Source organism: Algibacter sp. R77976, from assembly GCF_044594645.1.
Classification (GTDB): domain Bacteria; phylum Bacteroidota; class Bacteroidia; order Flavobacteriales; family Flavobacteriaceae; genus Algibacter_B.
In genome coordinates this window covers 2,779,504-2,800,930 of the sequence record NZ_CP138989.1, presented here as the reverse complement: position 1 = coordinate 2,800,930, position 21,427 = coordinate 2,779,504, and the positions used below count along the sequence as shown (strand labels likewise).

The window sequence follows — 21,427 nt, the reverse complement described above, 5'->3', positions numbered from 1 at the left end:
TAGTTAATTGAAAAAGGCTTATGAAAATTTTTACCAAATCCCTAGTATACCATAAAGTATTACTTTTAGCTATTCTTTTAGCGTCTGCTTTTACTCAAGCCCAAGTACAACAGGCTTTTGCACCAAGGTTTAATGAAGCCGTTAATGGTGATTTTACTATAATAGCAAATAATACCATCTCTAGAACTGCAACTAATTCTTATAATGGTGGAAGTAATAATCATGATGGTTCTAATAATAATTTAGTTTATGTTGATATTGATGGTAATTCTGGTATAGGTGCCAATACTTTTAATTCAAGTAGCGCAACTTTTGATAATCCGTCATCAGGAGCAAGTTGCCTTACGTTAAAAAGTGTACTTTTATATTGGACGGCTGCTGATAGAGAACCTGGTCCTGATTTCGCCTCAGATAATCAGCCAGGTTGGGAATTTGATGATGTGTTACTAATGCTACCTGGAGAAACAAACTATACACTTTATGAAGCAGACGAAGTTATTTATAGAGGTAGAGATACCCATTTTAGTAATGAGCCATATATTTGTGTCAAGGATATAACTACTGAAGTAAATAATTTAGTAGATCCTTATCAAACCTACCAAGTAGCTAATGTTGAAGGTAAAATAGGTTCTTTAAGTGATCATGATGGCGTTCCTATTGGAGTTTCAGGAGGTTGGCAAATTGTTTTTGTTTATGAAAGCCCAGATTTACCTTTAAAAAACATTTCTATTTTTGATGGATATGCACATGTTGATGAAGTTGATTCTGGTGACATTTTATTTAATGGTTTTCAAACAGTACCATCTGGCGATGTAAACGCTAGAGTTCTTATTGGTGCTCTCGAAGGTGACCAAACTTTAGGTGGAGATGCACTTCAAATTGAAAATACTTCTGGCGTTTTTGTCGATTTAACTACTTCTCCAACTACTCCCATAAGAGCAGCTAATAATTTTTTTAATAGTAGAATAACCATTGATAATGCAAATTTTATTAATAGAACTCCTGCTAGTACAAATACTTTAGGTTTTGATGCTGCAGTTTTTGACTTATCAAACCCAGGAAATACAATTATTGATAACAATCAAACATCTGCAACTTTCAATTTAACTTCAAATCTTGAGGTATATGGTTTATATTTATTAGGCTTATCTGTGGAAGTTTGGGAGCCGGACCTAGGACCTATCAATGTAATAGTAACTTCTCCTGGTACTGTTAATCCTGGTGATACATTAAATGCGTCATTTAACGTTGAAAATAAAGGAAATGATAATGCTGAAAATTTAAGAATTTTTGAACAATTACCACCTCAATTAATCTCGGTATTACCTCCTGCTGCAACACCTACAGCACATACTTCTTTACCTTCGGGTGTTACGTATCAATATGATACAACAAAAAATTTATTGGAGTTTTTTGTAGATGATAGTTTAGTAACCGCAGGAAGCACTTCATTTAATGTGAATTTTGATTTACAAATAAGAGATGAATGTTATTTTCTAGAAACAGATTGTACACTTGAATTTGATGTTCAATTTGAAGCAACTTACAATGGAGAAATAAATACAGATACACAAACTACACTAAGTTCTGCAACGATTGACCCTTGTAGTGTTTCTGGAATTGAAGATCCTCTAACTATCGAAGTTAACCAACCTAGTGGGCCAACAATAAATGCCCCTGCAAATTCATCAACATCTGCATGTACTTATACAAACCAAACTGAGGTTGATACTGCATATACTGATTGGTTGGCACTATTTAGTGTTAATGGTTCTTGTAATATTAATGGACAATTTGATCAAACAAATTATACTGCACCAGATATTTGTGGCGGTTCAGTAAGTGTAACTTATGAAGTTACAAATATGTGTACTCTACCAACTTCAGAAACTAGAACATTTGAAATTACTGCTCCTGTAGCTATTACATATACTGCACCTACTAATGATACTTCTGATGCTTGTGATTACACAGATCAAAATACTTTAGATACGGCATTTAACAATTGGGTTTCAGCGCAAACTACTGCCTTTAACATTGCTAATGGATGTTCGCCTGTGTTAACAGATGATAGTGCTACAGCTTCTATTCCAGTTTTATGTGATGGTGGAACAACTACTGTTAATTGGAATATTACTGATTTATGTGAAACGTTTACAGAAACAGCAACGTTTACTGTTAATGCTCCTGTAGCTATTACATATACTGCTCCTGCAAATGCTAGCTTTGATGCTTGTGATTATACAGATCAAAATGCTTTAGACACCGCCTTTAACAATTGGGTTTCAGCGCAAACTACTGCCTTTAACATTGCTAATGGATGTTCGCCTGTGTTAACAGATGACAGCGCTACAGCTTCTATTCCAGTTTTATGTGATGGTGGAACAACTACTGTTACTTGGACTATTACTGATTTATGTGAAACGTTTACAGAAACAGCAACGTTTACTGTTAATGCTCCTGTAGCTATTACATATACTGCTCCTGCAAATGCTAGCTTTGATGCTTGTGATTATACAGATCAAAATGCTTTAGACACCGCCTTTAACAATTGGGTTTCAGCTCAAACTACTGCATTTAGTATTGCTAATGGATGTTCGCCTGTTTTAACAGGTGACAGCGCTACAGCTTCTATTCCAGTTTTATGTGATGGTGGAACAACTACTGTTTCTTGGACTATTACTGATTTATGTGAAACGTTTACAGAAACAGCAACGTTTACTGTTAATGCGCCTGTAGCTATTACATATACTGCTCCTGCTAATGATACTTCTGATGCTTGTGATTATACAGATCAAAATGCTTTAGATACTGCCTTTAACAATTGGGTTTCAGCTCAAACTACTGCATTTAGTATTGCTAATGGATGTTCGCCTGTGTTAACAGATGACAGCGCTACAGCTTCTATTCCAGTTTTATGTGATGGTGGGACAACTACTGTTTCTTGGACTATTACTGATTTATGTGAAACGTTCACAGAAACAGCAACGTTTACTGTTAATGCTCCTGTAGCTATTACATATACTGCTCCTGCTAATGATACTACTGATGCTTGTGATTATACAGATCAAAATGCTTTAGATACTGCCTTTAACAATTGGGTTTCAGCTCAAACTACTGCATTTAGTATTGCTAATGGTTGTTCGCCTGTGTTAACAGATGACAGCGCTGCAGCTTCTATTCCAGTTTTATGTGATGGTGGAACAACTACTGTTTCTTGGACTATTACTGATTTATGTGAAACGTTCACAGAAACAGCGACGTTTACTGTTAATGCTCCTGTAGCTATTACGTATACTGCACCGGCTGATGATAGTTCTAATGCTGCTGAGTTTGATGACCCAGATGCTGCTGTTGCTCAAGCTAATCTTGATGCTGATATTGCTGCTTGGTTGGCGGCTCAAAACGCAACTATTAATGGAAGTGTTGCAAATGGATGTTCGCCAGTAATTAACAATGACTATGCGAATCAAACCATATCATTCTGTAGTTCTGATACCATTACTGTAAATTGGACGATTACTGATTTATGTGAAACAATTAATTTAAGTGCTACCTATACGTTTACTCAGCCAGACGGCATTAACTTTACTGATCCATCTAGTGTTAGTACTAATGCATGTGATTTTGATAATGATGATCCTAGTATAGCACAAGCTAATTTAGATGCAGATATCGCTGCATGGGTAACTGCTCAAAATGACATTATAACCAATAGCCTTTCTGGTGGATCGCCTTCAGTTTCTAACGACTATACTAATCAATCTATCGATTTATGTACTGGTGGTTCTATTACCATTAATTGGACTATTGATGATATTTGTGAAACCATTAATAGATCAGCTACTTATACTGTTACAGCTCCTGTAGCTATTACATATACTGCTCCTGCAAATGCTAGCTCTGATGCTTGTGATTATACAGATCAAAATGCTTTAGATACTGCCTTTAATAATTGGGTTTCAGCACAAACTACTGCCTTTAACATTGCTAATGGATGTTCGCCTGTGTTAACAGATGACAGCGCAACAGCTTCTATTCCAGTTTTATGTGATGGTGGAACAACTACTGTTACTTGGACTATTACTGATTTATGTGAAACGTTTACAGAAACAGCAACGTTTACTGTTAATGCGCCTGTAGCTATTACATATACTGCTCCTTCTAATGATACTTCTGATGCTTGTGATTATACAGATCAAAATGCTTTAGATACTGCCTTTAACAATTGGGTTTCAGCTCAAACTACTGCATTTAGTATTGCTAATGGATGTTCGCCTGTGTTAACAGATGACAGCGCTGCAGCTTCTATTCCAGTTTTATGTGATGGTGGAACAACTACTGTTTCTTGGACTATTACTGATTTATGTGAAACGTTCACAGAAACAGCAACGTTTACTGTTAATGCTCCTGTAGCTATTACATATACTGCTCCTGCTAATGATACTTCTAATGCTTGTGATTATACAGATCAAAATGCTTTAGATACTGCCTTTAATAATTGGGTTTCAGCTCAAACTACTGCATTTAGTATTGCTAATGGTTGTTCGCCTGTGTTAACAGATGACAGCGCTACAGCTTCTATTCCAGTTTTATGTGATGGTGGAACAACTACTGTTTCTTGGACTATTACTGATTTATGTGAAACTATTACTGAAACGGCTACCTTTACGGTTAATGCTCCTGTAGCTATTACATATACGGCTCCTGTTAATGACAGCTCTGATGCTTGTGATTATACAGATCAAAATGCTTTAGATACTGCCTTTAACAATTGGGTTTCAGCTCAAACTACGGCATTTAACATTGCTAATGGTTGTTCGCCTGTGTTGACGGATGATAGCGCAACGGCTTCTATTCCAGTTTTATGTGATGGTGGGACAACTACTGTTTCTTGGACTATTACTGATTTATGTGAAACTATTACTGAAACGGCAACGTTTACTGTTAATGCTCCTGTAGCTATTACATATACTGCTCCTGCTAATGATACTACTGATGCTTGTGATTATACAGATCAAAATGCTTTAGATACTGCCTTTAACAATTGGGTTTCAGCTCAAACTACTGCATTTAGTATTGCTAATGGATGTTCGCCTGTGTTAACAGATGACAGCGCTGCAGCTTCTATTCCAGTTTTATGTGATGGTGGAACAACTACTGTTTCTTGGACTATTACTGATTTATGTGAAACGTTCACAGAAACAGCGACGTTTACTGTTAATGCTCCTGTAGCTATTACATATACTGCACCGGTTGATGATAGTTCTAATGCGGCTGAGTTTGATGACCCAGATGCTGCTGTTGCTCAAGCTAATCTTGATGCTGATATTGCTGCTTGGTTGGCGGCTCAAAACACAACTATTAATGGAAGCGTTGCAAATGGATGTGCGCCGGTAATTAACAATGACTATGTGAATCAAACCATATCATTCTGTAGTTCTGATACCATTACTGTAAATTGGACGATTACTGATTTATGTGAAACAATTAATTTAAGTGCTACCTATACGTTTACTCAGCCAGACGGCATTAACTTTACTGATCCATCTAGTGTTAGTACTAATGCATGTGATTTTGATAATGATGATCCTAGTATAGCACAAGCTAATTTAGATGCAGATATCGCTGCATGGGTAACTGCTCAAAATGACATTATAACCAATAGCCTTTCTGGTGGATCGCCTTCAGTTTCTAACGACTATACTAATCAATCTATCGATTTATGTACTGGTGGTTCTATTACCATTAATTGGACTATTGATGATATTTGTGAAACCATTAATAGATCAGCTACTTATACTGTTACAGCTCCTGTAGCTATTACATATACTGCTCCTGCAAATGCTAGCTCTGATGCTTGTGATTATACAGATCAAAATGCTTTAGATACTGCCTTTAATAATTGGGTTTCAGCACAAACTACTGCCTTTAACATTGCTAATGGATGTTCGCCTGTGTTAACAGATGACAGCGCAACAGCTTCTATTCCAGTTTTATGTGATGGTGGAACAACTACTGTTACTTGGACTATTACTGATTTATGTGAAACGTTTACAGAAACAGCAACGTTTACTGTTAATGCGCCTGTAGCTATTACATATACTGCTCCTTCTAATGATACTTCTGATGCTTGTGATTATACAGATCAAAATGCTTTAGATACTGCCTTTAACAATTGGGTTTCAGCTCAAACTACTGCATTTAGTATTGCTAATGGATGTTCGCCTGTGTTAACAGATGACAGCGCTGCAGCTTCTATTCCAGTTTTATGTGATGGTGGAACAACTACTGTTTCTTGGACTATTACTGATTTATGTGAAACGTTCACAGAAACAGCAACGTTTACTGTTAATGCTCCTGTAGCTATTACATATACTGCACCGGCTGATGATAGTTCTAATGCTTGTGATTATACAGATCAAAATGCTTTAGATACTGCCTTTAACAATTGGGTTTCAGCTCAAACTACTGCATTTAGTATTGCTAATGGATGTTCGCCTGTGTTAACAGATGACAGCGCAACAGCTTCTATTCCAGTTTTATGTGATGGTGGAACAACTACTGTTTCTTGGACTATTACTGATTTATGTGAAACTATTACTGAAACGGCTACCTTTACGGTTAATGCTCCTGTAGCTATTACATATACGGCTCCTGTTAATGACAGCTCTGATGCTTGTGATTATACAGATCAAAATGCTTTAGATACTGCCTTTAATAATTGGGTTTCAGCTCAAACTACTGCATTTAATATTGCTAATGGATGTTCGCCTGTGTTAACAGATGACAGCGCTACAGCTTCTATTCCAGTTTTATGTGATGGTGGAACAACTATTGTTTCTTGGACTATTACTGATTTATGTGAAACGTTTACAGAAACAGCAACGTTTACTGTTAATGCTCCTGTAGCTATTACATATACTGCACCGGCTGATGATAGTTCTAATGCTGCTGAGTTTGATGACCCAGATGCTGCTGTTGCTCAAGCTAATCTTGATGCTGATATTGCTGCTTGGTTGGCGGCTCAAAACGCAACTATTAATGGAAGCGTTGCAAATGGATGTTCGCCAGTAATTAACAATGACTATGTGAATCAAACCATATCATTCTGTAGTTCTGATACCATTACTGTAAATTGGACGATTACTGATTTATGTGAAACAATTAATTTAAGTGCTACCTATACGTTTACTCAGCCAGACGGCATTAACTTTACTGATCCATCTAGTGTTAGCACTAATGCATGTGATTTTGATAATGATGATCCTAGTATAGCACAAGCTAATTTAGATGCAGATATCGCTGCATGGGTAACCGCTCAAAACGATATTATAACCAATAGCCTTTCTGGTGGATCGCCTTCAGTTTCTAACGACTATACTAATCAATCTATCGATTTATGTACTGGTGGTTCTATTACCATTAATTGGACTATTGATGATATTTGTGAAACGTTTACTCCAAATGCAACTTATACTGTAACACCTCCAGAAGCAATTACTTTTATCGCTCCTGTTGATGATAGTTCTAATACTTGTGATTATACAGATCAAAATGCTTTAGATACTGCCTTTAACAATTGGGTAGCTGCACAAACTTCTGCGTTTAGTATTGCGAATGGATGTTCGCCTGTCTTAACAGATAATAGCACTATAGCTTCTATTCCAGTTTTATGTGATGGTGGAACAACTACTGTTACTTGGACAATTACTGATCTTTGTGAAACTATTACAGAAACGGCTGATTTTATCGTTAATAAGCCTTTAGAAATTACTTATACTGCTCCTATTGACGATAATTCTGATGCTTGTGAATTTGGAACTTCTGATTTAGTTTCTGCTCAAAATAATCTTAACATGGATATTTCTACTTGGGTAAATAATGAAACTGCAAGAATAAATGACAGCTTTAATGGTGGGTGTTCACCAACACTATCCAATGATTTTGTTGCACAAACTATAGATTTTTGTACAGGAGGTTCTATTACAATCAATTGGAGTATTACTGATTTATGCGAAACTAAAAATGTAAGTGCAACATATACATTTACTCAACCTGAAACTCCAATATTCAATCAAACGACATTACCTTCAAATATAACTGTTGAATGTGATGCTATTCCTGATCCAGAAGCTCTTACATCTTCAAACTCATGTGGTAATATTGGTGTTGTTTATAATGAAACTTTAACTGATGGAACATGTCCAAACGAATATTCTATTAAAAGAACTTGGACAGCAACTAATATTTGTGGAGTTTCTGTTACCAACACACAAATTATAACTGTTGAAGACAATACTGCCCCAGTCCTTAATTTACCAGCAGATGTATCTGCAGAATGCAGTGACAGTTTAACAACGACTGAATTTGGTGAAGCAACTGCAACAGATAATTGCGATCCAAGCCCTATAGTTACATACAATGACGAAAGAATAGATGGTGTTTGTGCTGGTACTTTTACAATAACACGTACTTGGACAGCTACTGATGCATGTGGAAATACTATTAGTGCAGACCAAATTATTTCAACAACTGATGTAACGGCTCCAGAATTTGATCAAACAACACTTCCAGGAGATATTGTTGTTGAATGTAATAGTATTCCTGAAGCAGTAACTTTAACGGCGACAGACAATTGCGGAACTGCAATTGTAACTGTTGAAGATGTAAGAATAGATGGAAATTGCCCTAGCAATTATGAAATTAAGCGTTCTTATACAGCTACTGATGAGTGTGGAGTTACAAACACTCATATTCAGACTATTACTGTACAAGATACAACGCCTCCAGTTTTTGTTGAAACTTTACCAAATTTAAATATTGTAGTAGAATGTGATGCTATTCCAGATGCAGAAACCTTAACAGCAACAGATATTTGTGGTTCTGCTAAAGTTACTGTTAGCGATGCCAGAACGGATGGTGATTGTCCAAACAGTTATAGATTAGCTCGTACATGGGTTGCTACAGATGACTGTGGATTAACAACAACATATACACAAAATATAATTGTTCAAGATACAACACCTCCAGCATTTGTTGAAGCATTACCAACTGATACAACAGTTGAATGTGATATGTTACCAGATACAACAACTTTAACTGCAATTGATAATTGTGGCGATGCAACGGTAACTGTAAGTGATGAAAGAACGGATGGTAATTGTCCTTCAAACTACACTATAGCACGTACATGGATAGCGACTGATGAATGTGGATTAACAACAACACACACTCAAATAATTACTGTAGAAGATACAACTGCACCAGTTCCTTCAACATCTTATGAAACCATTTTAAATGTTAGCTGTACAGATATCCCTGAAGCTCCAGAAGTTGAGTTTGAAGATAATTGTTCTTCTAACGTTATTATTGACTTAGTTGAAACAAATACTTTTGATGAAAGCGTAATTGCAGATTATCAAATTATTAGAACTTGGACTGTTAGAGATGCGTGTAACAACGAAGCGGCTTATACACAAACGTTAAATGTAGCACTAGATGAAATAGTAAATGAAGTGGTTGCTGAAGATGTTTGTTTTGATAATGGCGTAATAAACTTAGATAATTTTTTACCAGAAGATGCCTACGGCGGTACTTGGGAAATTCTTCAAGGAAATTCAATTGCAACCGTTACTGGAAGTATTTTTGATCCTACTAATTTAGAAGAAGCATATTCTGAAGATTTCAACCCTAATACTGAAGGTATAGAATATGTAATAAGATATACAGGATTCCAAACTGGGTGTCTTAATATTACAGATGTTATTATGGTTGTTGATGCTAGCTGTAAAGTTTTACCTTGTGGTGAAAAAGATATAAGCATATCTACAGCAATTACTCCAAATGGAGATGGTCGTAATGAAACATTCGATATTGAGGGTATAACATTATGTGGTTTTGTTGCCGAAGTAAAAATCTTTAATAGATGGGGAGCTTTAGTATATGAAACTAACGAATATACTTTAGGTAGCGAAAGAGAAGGAAATGCATTTGGTGTATTTGGAAAATGGGATGGATCATCTACAAAAGCATCATTTGGAAATAATGGAAAACTACCTAACGGTACATATTATTATATTATTAATTTAAGAAATAGTGGATTGGATCCAATAACAGGACCAATATACTTAGGAACCAAATAACATCTTAACCTATGAAATTTTTAAAATATAACATTATCGCTATTGCGTTGTTAAGCTGTACGGTTGGGGTTGCGCAACAATTACCGCAATTTACACAGTATATGTATAACACAATCTCTATAAATCCTGCTTATGCTGGTAGTAGAGAAGCATTAAGTATAGTGGGTTTACATAGAAGTCAATGGGTTGGCTTTAAAGGTGGGCCTATAACACAAACTCTTTCTGTTCATACACCTCTTAGGAATGATAGAATAGGTTTAGGTTTATCATTTATTGAAGATGATTTGGGACCTCAAAATTTCACTTATATCTATAGTGACTTTTCATATAGTATTCCTGTTGGAAATGATGGCAAATTAGCTTTTGGTTTAAAAGGTGGTTTTACACAATTTAGTTTTGATACCAGCTTCCGTTTGGATGAAGACAATCAAAACGATCCATTAATTTATGGAACTGAAGATAGATGGGCTCCTAATATTGGTGCCGGTGTCTATTGGAGTACAAATAGAATTTATGCAAGTTTATCGGCTCCAAGAATTTTAAATAATGATGCAAACAACGCTAACGATTTTCAAGCCTTAGAGCGTATTAGTTATTATTTTACAGCTGGTGGTGTTATTGATTTAACTAAAAACATCAAATTTAAACCTGCTGCATTAATAAAAGCAACAAATGGAGCTCCTGTATCTTACGATTTAACTGGAAACTTTTTATTTAATGAAAAGTTATGGTTAGGTGCTTCGTACAGAATAAACGAGCAAACCGCAGCCATTGGTGGTATTGTAGATTTTCAAGTATCTAGGCAATTACGTATTGGCTATGCTTACGAAAAACCAATATCTGAAATTGCCGATTATACAACCGGAACTCATGAAATATTGCTAATGTATGAGTTTAAATTCTTAAGTTCAAAATTAAAATCACCTAGATATTTCTAAGACTAATTTCCCTATGAATATTAAAAATTACATATTAGTTTGTATGGCTTTAATGCTTAGTTTCTCTATGTTTCCGCAACAAGGAAAACAAAAAAGAGCCGATACACTATTCAATAAGTTTTCTTTTGTTAAAGCTGCAAAATTGTACAGAGAACTTGTTCAGGATAATTATAACAGAAACTATGCAACAAGAAAACTTGCTGATAGTTATGCACTTCTTAGAGATCCTAGAAACGCTTCTAGATATTATAAAAGTGCCGTTAAGCAAAAAGATGTCCCAGTAGAATATTATTATAAATATGCACAATCACTTCGAGGGATGAAAAAATATGACGAGTCTCAAATTTGGCTTCAGCGTTATAAAGATTCTGGAGGTGTTGTAGATACTAATGATTTTTCTAAAGACCTTAACTTTATAACAAGTGTTTTTGGAGCAAAACAACAATACTTTTTAGATAGAGTTCGATTCAATTCTAAGTTTAGTGATTTTGGTGCTTTCGAGCATGATGGCAAAGTATATTTTGCTTCTGCTCGAGATGAAGGTACGGCAGTTAAAAGATTGTATGGATGGAATGAACAACCTTTTTTAGATATTTATGTTGCAAAAGCAGGTACTAAAAGAAATGTAGATTATACTGCAAAAGTTCAAGGTGACGTTAATTCTATTTATCATGATGGGCCAGCAACCATAACAAAAGATGGTAAAACCATGTATTTCTCTAGAAATAACTTTAAAGATAATGTTGAAATAAAAGACAAAAGCGGTCTTACCAATATGAAAATTTATCGTGCTACATACGTTGATAGTTTATGGACTAATGTGGAAGATCTTTCTATTAATGGTGATGAGTTTTCTACGCAACACGCGGCTCTAAATAACGATGATTCAAAATTATATTTTACATCCGATAGACCCGGAACATATGGTGGTTCAGATATTTGGTCTGTAGATATCACAGCCGATGGTTCTTTAGTTAATCTTAAAAACCTTGGAGATGTTGTTAATACTGAAAACGCAGAAGGATTTCCTTTTATAAATAACGAAGGGGTTTTATTCTTTTCTTCAGATGGACATACAGGTTTAGGTTTACTAGATATTTATGCTTCTATAAAAGGTGAAGATGAAGAAAGTATCGTTGATGTTATTAACTTAGGTATTCCTGTAAATTCTAATAAAGATGATTTTGCTTTCACTATGAATCAAAATGGCATTACAGGTTATTTTGCCTCTAACCGTCAAGGCGGCCGTGGTAGCGATGATATTTATGCATTTCATAGAGAACCAGTATTACACGTTGAAGGTGTAGTAACAGATGCTATTAATATGAACCCTATCCCAGGCGCTAAAATTACTTTATTTGATGATAAAGGTAACCAAGTAGTGTTTATGGAAACCGATGAAAACGGGTATTACCAAATTAATATTGATAGGAATAACGACTATAAAATAGTTGCAAATCAAGATAAGTATATTGAAGATTATAGGGAGTTTACCTCAAAAAATATTCAAACTGAATTAACAACTATCACAGGTAATTTATTATTAAATCCTGTACAAGATGTTGTGAAATTAGCAGACTTAAACGGTAATAACGAAAACACCTTAAACGGCAATGATAACGATTCTTCATCGATAGCAAATGCTCAACTTAAGACTATTTATTTTGATTTTGGAAAGTATAATATCCTTAAGGAGTATGCTCTAGAGTTAGATAAAATAGTAAAACTGATGACGGTTGATTACCCAGACATGGTTATTAAAATTGAAGCGCATACAGATTCAAGAGGAACTTTTGAATACAATGATAACTTATCTACTAATAGAGCTAAATCGACCTATAACTATTTAATTTCTCAGGGTGTAAACCCATCAAACATAACTGAATATAAAGGTTATGGAGAACGTAGATTAATAAATGATTGTGCAGATGGTGTATCCTGTAAAGATGAAAAGCATCAATTAAACAGACGTACTCAATTTATTGTAATTAAAATGGAATAAAAGCGCAACACCTAATTGCGTAAAAAACACATATTGGTAAAGGATTTTTTAATTAAACAAGACCCCAAATGAAATTAAAAACCGACATAATAACAGGCGTAGTTGTGCTAATCACTTTTTGTGGTTTTGCTCAGAATGATATGCTGAGAAAAGCAGATAATTTATTTAATAATTTTGCTTTTGTTCAAGCTTCAAATGCGTATCAAGATTTAATAAATGATGGTGTAAATACAGATTATGCAACCAGACAACTGGCCGATAGTTATGCTTACATGAGAAATCCAGATAGTGCAGTAGTGTATTACGAGAAAGCTGTAAAGCAAAATCACGTTCCTATTGAGTATTTTTATAATTATTCGCAGGCGTTACGTGGTGTAGAAGATTATGAGGCCTCTAGAACCTGGATGAAACAGTTTAAAGATGCAGGCGGTAATATTAAAGAACAATTGTATTTAAAAGATTCAGATTTTTTAAATTCAATTTTCAACGCTAAAAAGCAATACGTTTTAAAAGATGTAAAATTCAACTCAAAATTTAGTGATTTTGGTGCTTATCCACATGGCGATAAAATCTATTTTACATCGGCTAGAGATGAAGGCGATATAAAAAAGCATCTTAATGCTTGGGATGAAGAACCATTTTTAAATATATATACAACCGATAAAAATTCTAACGAAACCCTTGTTGGAAACAAATCTAAATTAAAAGGAAAAGTAAACTCGGTGTATCATGATGGTCCGCTTACCATTACTAAAGATGGTAAAACCATGTATTTTTCTAGAACAGATTTTATAAAGAATTTTTTAGGCAAAAATGGAGAAGGTATTTCAAACTTAAAAATTTACAAAGCAGAACTTGTTGATGGTAAATGGGACAATATTCAAGAATTACCATTTAATAGCAATCACTTTTCGAACGGTCATCCAGCTCTAAGTGCAGACGAAACGAAACTTTATTTTGCTTCAGATAGATCTGGAGGGAAAGGCGGATCGGACATATATTATGTAGATATCAATAACGGATCTTATGGAAAACCCAAAAACTTAGGCAATGTTGTAAACACTTCAAAAAATGAAAAATTCCCTTTTATAAACAGCGAAGGTGCACTTTTCTTTTCTTCAGATGGGCATCCAGGAATAGGTTTATTAGATGTTTTTGGTACAGTTTCAGATGAAAACAAAAACATTATTAACGTAATAAATTTAGGAACTCCTGTAAACTCTAGTAAAGACGATTTTTCATTCTTTATGAATGAAGATGGTTTGTCTGGCTATTTTGCTTCAAACAGAAAAGGCGGTATGGGTAGTGATGATATTTATGCTTTTGATAGAACGCCTTTATTAAATCTAGAAGGAACTGTTTATGATAACACCACTAACCAACCTGTAAGCAATGCCATTGTAACCTTGTTAGATAGTGATAACAAAGAAATAACAACTGTTAAAACAAATCAAGCTGGTTATTATGCAATGACTATAGATAGAAATGCTGCGTACAATTTAAGTGTTTCTAAAGAAGGTTATAATGATAAAACAAATGCTGTGTCTTCAAAAAACATTGATAAACACTTAAAATCAATAAGTAATGATTTCTCAATGCTGCCGTCTGTAAAAGAAGTATCGGTTAAGACACCAAAAATGATTGCGCTCTCCCCTATTTACTTTAACTTTAATAGTGCATCGGTTAGAAATCAAGACCGAGAAGAATTAGAAAACATAGTAAATACGATGATTAATGTATATCCAGAAATGGCCATTAAAATTGAGTCTTTCTCAGATTCTAGAGGGTCTGCAATTTATAATGTTATGCTATCTCAAAAAAGAGCTACGGCAACCTATAATTACTTAGTTAAAAAAGGTGTTAACCCGTCTAGAATATTAGATTATAAAGGTTATGGTGAAGAAAAACTAACAAACGGCTGTGATAGTAATTCAAAATGCTCTGAAGAGCAACATCAGTCTAATAGACGTACAGAGTTTATTGTTATTAAAATGAACTAATAAAATGTATTACTTAAAAATTAAACCATCAAAGGAATATATCTTTTGATGGTTTTTTGTTTTTATAAGTTTCCTTATTCTACAAAATTATTATGTTATTTTTATATTTGTTGGTAGGCAACTAGTTCTTATACAGTTTAAAAGACATCTATGAAAAAATAATATTCTTAACTATAATTATAACTTTCACATTACAAGTAAAAGCTTAAGATTATAGTTTTTCGTTAAATCCAACACCCAGTAAATGTTACGTAAAGTGTTTTGATTATGAAAGAAATTTAAATAGCAGGAAGTAGATTGTAAAAAACATGAACAAGAACTAACAAGGAAAAGAACAAAAAAAGAACTTGAAAAAATAGAGCAAAATATTCTCAAATTAAAAGCATATCAAGAACAATTAAAAGTTCTTGGTTATAAGGTTGATATGAATGGCATAGTTGACAACAATACAATAATTGCTCATAATGTTTATTTAAAAAAGAATAAAAAGCAAGAAAGACAGAAACTTAAAACTGAAAAAAGAAAAGGAAAAGCGAAATAAAATTCATGTTACCAAACGAAAATTTTTACATAAGCAAAAACGAACCAAACAGAAGTTGTTTGTTAACATTGCGAGATATTATTTTAAAACATGACGATAACGTTACTGAAACAACAAAATATGGTATGCCTTGTTTTTGCTTTAAAAATAAGATGTTTTGCTATTTATGGGTTGATAAAAAAACTGAGGAACCTTATATACTTTTTGTTGAAGGTGAACACCTAAATCATCCAGATTTGGAAATAGGTACTCGTAAACGCATGAAAATATTAAGAGTTAATGCCAGCCAAGATATTCCAATAAACATAATAGAATCGCTTATAAATGATGCTATAGAGCTTTACAGAAATGGTTCGATACGTATTAAATAGTTTTATTAAAAGCTTTTGTTAAGAATAACTAACTTTTGTTTTATAACAGCTTTTAGTGGATATGCTTCGTTAGTAATAGAAGTGTATAGCCCACAACGAAGGAACGGAGCGAGGACTTTGAACCTTTCGACCACTTCGCTCAAGACAGGCCTTCTAGCCCGAACCTTAATGCCCAAATAGGTTTATTTTTTAATAAAGATATTGGTATAATACCATCTACCTTCTGCATTTTTTTCTGCCGATATATCGAAATTTGTATAATCGCCTTCTAGGTTTTCTTTGTGTGCTTCGCTTCTCATCCAAGCTTTTACAACAGCTTCTGCTGAGCTATAACCATAAGCAACGTTTTCTGAAACCTTCTTTGCTCCTGCATTAGACTTTAAATAATCACTCCGTGTAAAAAAATTGTGATGAGATACTTCATCGTTATCAACCATATAATCTGTGTGACTATGAGCAACAGATTTTACAATAGGCATAGCCTCTAAGGGGTTTAGGCCTAGAGATAATCTATGATTATTTAAAAGTTCTAGAATTTCAATTTCTATGTCTTTTTCTTGTGGGGTAACAAGACTTAATTCTATAGTTTCTGCTTGATCATCTAAATTGTCTGTTGAACACGAGAAAAGTGTAAAAACAGTTAATAATGCTATTAAAGGCAGTTTAGGAAATAACTTCATAGGTTAAGTTAATTAGATTTGGTTATGTAAAATTAACCGCCTAACCTGAAGTAAATGTTAATGAATTGTTAAAATCGATGAAAAACGTGCGTTTCATCGATTAATTGTGTTTTATATCGATGAAATACAATAATAAAAATGATTTTTATGCATTTCGACGTTGTTTTACGGAGATAATCGATTAATCTGCCAATTGTAGTCTTCCTGAAGTTTATACAGAATACGATCATGCAACCTATTTGGCCGCCCTTGCCAAAATTCCATTTCTATAGGTTTTACTATATAACCACCCCAATAATCAGGTCTTGGAATGTCTTTACCTTCGTATTTAGATTCTAATTTAGCAAGTTTCGTTTCTAAATACAATCTGTTTTCAACAACATCACTTTGATTGGATACTATGGCTCCCAATTGACTTCCTCTTGGACGAGATTCAAAATAGCCATCGCTTAAATTCTCTGCAATTTTCTCCGCTTTACCTTTTATAATAATCTGTCTTTCTGCACCATGCCAAAAAAAGGATAAACATACATTTGGATTTACCTCTATAGCTTTACCCTTTTCACTTTCATAATTGGTATAAAATATAAAACCTTCATAAGTAAATTTTTTAAGAAGCACTACCCTATTCTTTGGAAAGCCGTCAAGACCTAAAGTAGATAATGTCATTGCATTTGTTTCGTCTTGTGCAAAATGCTTATCAACCTCATAAAACCATTTTTGGAACAATTCTAGTGGGTTTTCTGGTGCTTCACTTAAAAGTAATTCCCCTTTTTCGTAAGATTTTCTGTAGTTACTTAAATCCTTTTCCATAGTATGCAATTTACTGTTTTTTTTAAATATTTTGTAGGATTATTTTAAATTCTAAACCTTAATAACTGTCGCCTAAAACTCTTGTTTTAAGATTATTTACTTGAAAAAAAATACTATAAAAACAAATATATTGTACTATATCACCTACCTTTAGTAAAAAAAATGAATTTTGAACGTTATACTTTTAGTAAAAACATCCCTTTTAAAAAAATCCAAATGCCTTTTGGCACCTATTATTTTTGTGATAGATTCGTTATTAGTGAACTGCAAGAAAGTGTTCATTTTGATTGGATAAAGGCCGAATTAATTATTGAAAAAATAATTAAATTTTATGGTAAAAATGTTAAAATAGGTTTTATATCTAACAGAATTAATCATTTTTCGGTTGACCCAAGCAATTGGACAAAAATTGAGAGAAAGTATAATATAATAGCTGCTAGTGCTATAGTAATTTATAATAATTCAAATTTTATGAATGCTTCAATTGAAAAACAGTTTGCAAAAAAAAGCATAAAGCGCTGCATGTCTTTAGAGGAAGCCATACTATGGATAAAAAGCTTAGCTGAATTTAATTAAAATCGAAAGTCTTCCCATCTTCGGCTAACTCAACTTTCTCAAAAACTTCTTCAGCTTCGTTTTTAAACGCTTCTATACCGCCATAACGTGTAGAATAATGCCCAAGTATTAAGGTCTCTATATTAGCTTGTTTTGCTATACTTGCGGCCTCTTTAGCAGTAGAATGCTTTGTTCTTACAGCTAAATGCGCATGTTCTTCTAAAAATGTAGATTCATGGTATAAAACATCTGCGTTTTTTATAATGGGTACAATGTCTTCTTTATACATGGTATCACTGCAAAACGCATAACTCTTTGGTTTTACTCCAGATTTGGTAACACTTTCATTTTTTATAAGTACACCGTCTTCATTTTCTACATCAAATCCTTGCGTCAGTTTTCTGTAATAAGCAACATTAATGTTTGCATCTTCAACCGCATGCATTTGTAATTTTCGCAAACCTTCTTTTTCTTTAAAAAGATAACCATTTGTATAAATTCTATGATTTAATGGTATGGTATGTACTTCTACCTTATCATCCTCATAAATTAATTCTGATTCTTTAGAAGTCAGTTCATGAAAATACAGATTATAATTAGTCCAAGAATCGGCTAATTTCATTTGTAATACCACAATTTCTTTTATGCCTTTTGGTCCATAAATATGCAAATCTGTTTCTCTGGTAAGTAATCTAAACGTAGATATTAAACCTACTAATCCAAAAAAATGATCGCCATGTAAGTGAGAAATAAAAATATGCTTAATACGGTTAAACTTAATTTTATGCTTGCGCAATTGTACTTGTGTGCCTTCACCACAGTCAATTAAAAACATGTGGTTGTTTATCTCTAATACTTGCGATGTTGTATTATTTAAAGTACGTGGTGTAGCACTATAACAGCCTAGAATTGAGAGTTTCATATGGTTATAGCTTTTTATAATTTAGTGAATCTTGAATCGTGTAGTTGCTTTTAAATGAAAAAGCATAAGGCGTATCTCCATGTGTATTCAAGTAGTCTAGTCGATCTTTTGCATCTTGAAACGAAGGCATATAGTCTTCAGGTACATACCAAAAAGCCATATGCATCATTTTCATTTTACTAAACCATTCTTTTTTCCTTTTGAACACCTCTATATGCCCAGATTTGTAGGTGTAATTAAATAGAGATTCTAAATTTTCCCAAACAGACATATTTATTATAAATGAATCATCCTGAAAAACATGTGTTGCTTCATCTTTATCTTCATCCTGCAAACGCCAAACAAAGCCTTCTGCAGCATCGGCAATTGCATTCATATTATCAACATTATTGACAAAATCTTGCATAATTGGATCGTCCATAGGCGCCAATCGTTTTGCAATATTTACTTGTGCAAGATGGTATGTTTTCATTTTAAAAGCCTAAATCACGTTCCATAACTTCCATTTCAATAATATCATGAGCCTCTTGAATGGTAGGAACAACGTCTAGTTGGTCTGGAACAACATCTAAATCAATTTTATTTGAAACAATAACAAAAGAATGTTTTGCTTCTTTATGTGTATTTGATAATTGCAAAAATTCTGCAATTTCAGATTTAGTTAAAGTGTCTAAACTTGTTAGCGCAACTATAATATTATTGCTTTTGTATTTAGGATATAAAGTCTGTAATTTTTTAACTAATTCTATAACCGAAACTTTTTCTTGAGTGATTATAGTCGTATTTTCTATTTGATCAAAAATCATAATCTATTGTTTTATTTTCGATGCTAGTAAATAAATAACTGCCATTCTTACAGCAACACCGTTTTGTACTTGGTCTAATATAATAGATTGTTTTGAATCTGCAACATCGCTTGTAATTTCTACTCCTCTATTTATTGGTCCTGGGTGCATAATAGTAATGTCTTTATCTAAAGAATCTAGCAAATCTTTATTCACTCCAAACTGTTGTGTGTATTCCCTTGTAGATGGAAAATAACTAATATCCATACGCTCGTTTTGCACACGAAGCATGTTTGCTACATCGCACCAATTCAATGCTTTACGTAAATTGGTTTCAACTTTTACTCCAAGTTCATTTATATACTTAGGGATCAATGTTTTTGGTCCGCAAACCATAACTTGCGCACCTTGCATTTGTAATGCAAAGATGTTTGAAAGTGCTACTCTACTGTGCAAAATATCACCAACTATAACCACTTTTTTACCAGTAACATCTCCAAGTTTTTCTCTAATAGAATATGAATCTAGTAAGGCCTGTGTAGGATGTTCGTGCGCGCCATCGCCGGCATTTATAATACTTGCGTTAACATGCTTCGATAAAAATACACCAGCTCCTGGATTAGGGTGTCGCATAACAACCATATCTACTTTCATAGATAAGATGTTGTTTACGGTATCAATTAGTGTTTCTCCTTTTTTAACTGAAGATTGTGCAGATGAAAAATTAATAACATCGGCAGATAATCGCTTTTCAGCAAGTTCAAAAGATAATTTTGTTCTGGTAGAGTTTTCAAAAAATAAATTGGCAATGGTAATATCTCTAAGCGAAGGTACTTTTTTAATGGGTCTATTAATCACTTCTTTAAAATGATCGGCAGTTTCAAAAATAAGTTGTATGTCTTTTTCTTGAAGATATTTAATTCCTAATAAGTGATTTACACTTAATTCGCTCATTGTCAAAGTTAAAAGTTAAAAGTTAAAAGTTAAAAGTTACTCATGTGTGTATCTAAAACTCAAACTTTAGTTATTCATTTATTTTTATCTGTTTAATAGGTTTCGATTTTAGACCATCTTGAACAACAATCAAAAGTCTTAACCTGGCAAGACTTCCGTCTTAAAACTATATTCTATTTTTCTATTAAGTAAACCGAATCTTCATTGTCACGCTCCTTCCAGTTTACTTTTACTTTTTCATTATTAATAACATCTACTTGTCTTCCTTTGTAATTTGGTTGTATTGGTAAATGTCTACTAAAACGTCTGTCAATTAAGGTTAAAAGCTCAATTTCATTTGGTCTTCCAAAAGATTGTATAGCCGTTAAAGCCGCTCTTATACTTCGTCCCGTATATAAAACATCATCAACAAACACAATGTTTTTATCTTCTACTAAAAAGTTAATTTTTGTTTGGTTTGCTTCAAGAGGTTTGTCGCTTCTTCTAAAGTCATCTCTAAAAAACGTGATATCTAAATGTCCAAGTTTAATGTCTTTAACCTTGTAGTCTTCAGTTAAAATTTTAGCCAATCTATCTGCTAAAAATACGCCACGAGGTTGTAAACCAATAAGTACTGTGTTAGAAAAGTCGTTGTGTTTTTCAATAAGTTGACAAGCCAATCGGTGAAGAATGATGTTTACCTCTTTTGCGTTAAGTAAAACTTTCTGACTCATATAGTATC

General features: G+C 33.6%; 13 protein-coding genes. 6 read left to right on the top strand and 7 right to left on the bottom strand.

Annotation, left to right across the window (positions count from 1 at the left end):
- Positions 1-20 precede the first annotated feature (20 nt).
- The 5 genes from SJY43_RS11910 (at position 21) to SJY43_RS11890 (ending at position 15,997) form a co-directional block, all read left to right on the top strand.
- A complete protein-coding gene (locus tag SJY43_RS11910) occupies positions 21-10,145 on the top strand; it encodes a gliding motility-associated C-terminal domain-containing protein (protein ID WP_396600968.1) in 10,125 nt (3,374 codons plus the stop codon).
- Positions 10,146-10,156: 11 nt separating this feature from the next.
- Complete coding sequence (locus SJY43_RS11905) at positions 10,157-11,083, top strand: type IX secretion system membrane protein PorP/SprF (protein ID WP_396600967.1); 927 nt, start codon at positions 10,157-10,159, stop codon at positions 11,081-11,083.
- A gap of 13 nt (positions 11,084-11,096) precedes the next feature.
- Entirely contained in the window at positions 11,097-13,085 is a 1,989-nt protein-coding gene (locus tag SJY43_RS11900) for an OmpA family protein (protein ID WP_396600966.1), read from the top strand.
- A 68-nt stretch (positions 13,086-13,153) separates the two neighbouring features.
- Complete coding sequence (locus SJY43_RS11895) at positions 13,154-15,085, top strand: OmpA family protein (protein WP_396600965.1); 1,932 nt, start codon at positions 13,154-13,156, stop codon at positions 15,083-15,085.
- 546 nt (positions 15,086-15,631) lie between these two features.
- Complete coding sequence (locus SJY43_RS11890; RefSeq protein ID WP_396600964.1) at positions 15,632-15,997, top strand: DUF1801 domain-containing protein; 366 nt, start codon at positions 15,632-15,634, stop codon at positions 15,995-15,997.
- 182 nt (positions 15,998-16,179) lie between these two features.
- Here the strand turns inward: SJY43_RS11890 and SJY43_RS11885 are convergent, their stop codons facing one another.
- Together SJY43_RS11885 and pdxH are read right to left on the bottom strand one after the other, a co-directional pair.
- Positions 16,180-16,677 (bottom strand): CAP domain-containing protein, encoded by a 498-nt coding sequence (locus SJY43_RS11885; RefSeq protein ID WP_396600963.1) that lies wholly within the window; start codon positions 16,675-16,677, stop codon positions 16,180-16,182.
- Positions 16,678-16,842: 165 nt separating this feature from the next.
- The gene (pdxH, locus tag SJY43_RS11880; RefSeq protein WP_396600962.1) at positions 16,843-17,490 is read right to left on the bottom strand and encodes a pyridoxamine 5'-phosphate oxidase; all 648 of its coding nucleotides are present in this window, start codon (positions 17,488-17,490) and stop codon (positions 16,843-16,845) included.
- Between the two features lie 162 nt (positions 17,491-17,652).
- On the opposite strand from pdxH, the gene SJY43_RS11875 reads away from it, so the two are divergent.
- Positions 17,653-18,066, top strand: a complete 414-nt coding sequence (locus SJY43_RS11875; RefSeq protein ID WP_396600961.1) for a hypothetical protein — start codon at positions 17,653-17,655, stop codon at positions 18,064-18,066.
- Here SJY43_RS11875 and SJY43_RS11870 read toward each other — a convergent pair.
- From SJY43_RS11870 to pyrR, 5 genes are all read right to left on the bottom strand, one after another.
- Positions 18,059-18,967 carry a ribonuclease Z gene (locus tag SJY43_RS11870; RefSeq protein WP_396600960.1) on the bottom strand — a complete coding sequence of 303 codons (909 nt, stop codon included), beginning with the start codon at positions 18,965-18,967 and terminating at the stop codon, positions 18,059-18,061. The two genes, SJY43_RS11875 and SJY43_RS11870, sit on opposite strands and share 8 nt — an antisense overlap.
- Positions 18,968-18,971: 4 nt before the next feature.
- Positions 18,972-19,439 carry a DUF3291 domain-containing protein gene (locus SJY43_RS11865; protein ID WP_396600959.1) on the bottom strand — a complete coding sequence of 156 codons (468 nt, stop codon included), beginning with the start codon at positions 19,437-19,439 and terminating at the stop codon, positions 18,972-18,974.
- 1 nt (position 19,440) lies between these two features.
- Positions 19,441-19,773 (bottom strand): ribonuclease Z, encoded by a 333-nt coding sequence (locus tag SJY43_RS11860; RefSeq protein ID WP_396600958.1) that lies wholly within the window; start codon positions 19,771-19,773, stop codon positions 19,441-19,443.
- A 3-nt stretch (positions 19,774-19,776) separates the two neighbouring features.
- Complete coding sequence (locus tag SJY43_RS11855; RefSeq protein WP_396600957.1) at positions 19,777-20,706, bottom strand: aspartate carbamoyltransferase catalytic subunit; 930 nt, start codon at positions 20,704-20,706, stop codon at positions 19,777-19,779.
- Between the two features lie 173 nt (positions 20,707-20,879).
- Positions 20,880-21,419, bottom strand: coding sequence for a bifunctional pyr operon transcriptional regulator/uracil phosphoribosyltransferase PyrR (gene pyrR, locus SJY43_RS11850; RefSeq protein WP_396600956.1), 540 nt, complete (start codon positions 21,417-21,419; stop codon positions 20,880-20,882).
- Between the last annotated feature and the right edge of the window lie 8 nt (positions 21,420-21,427).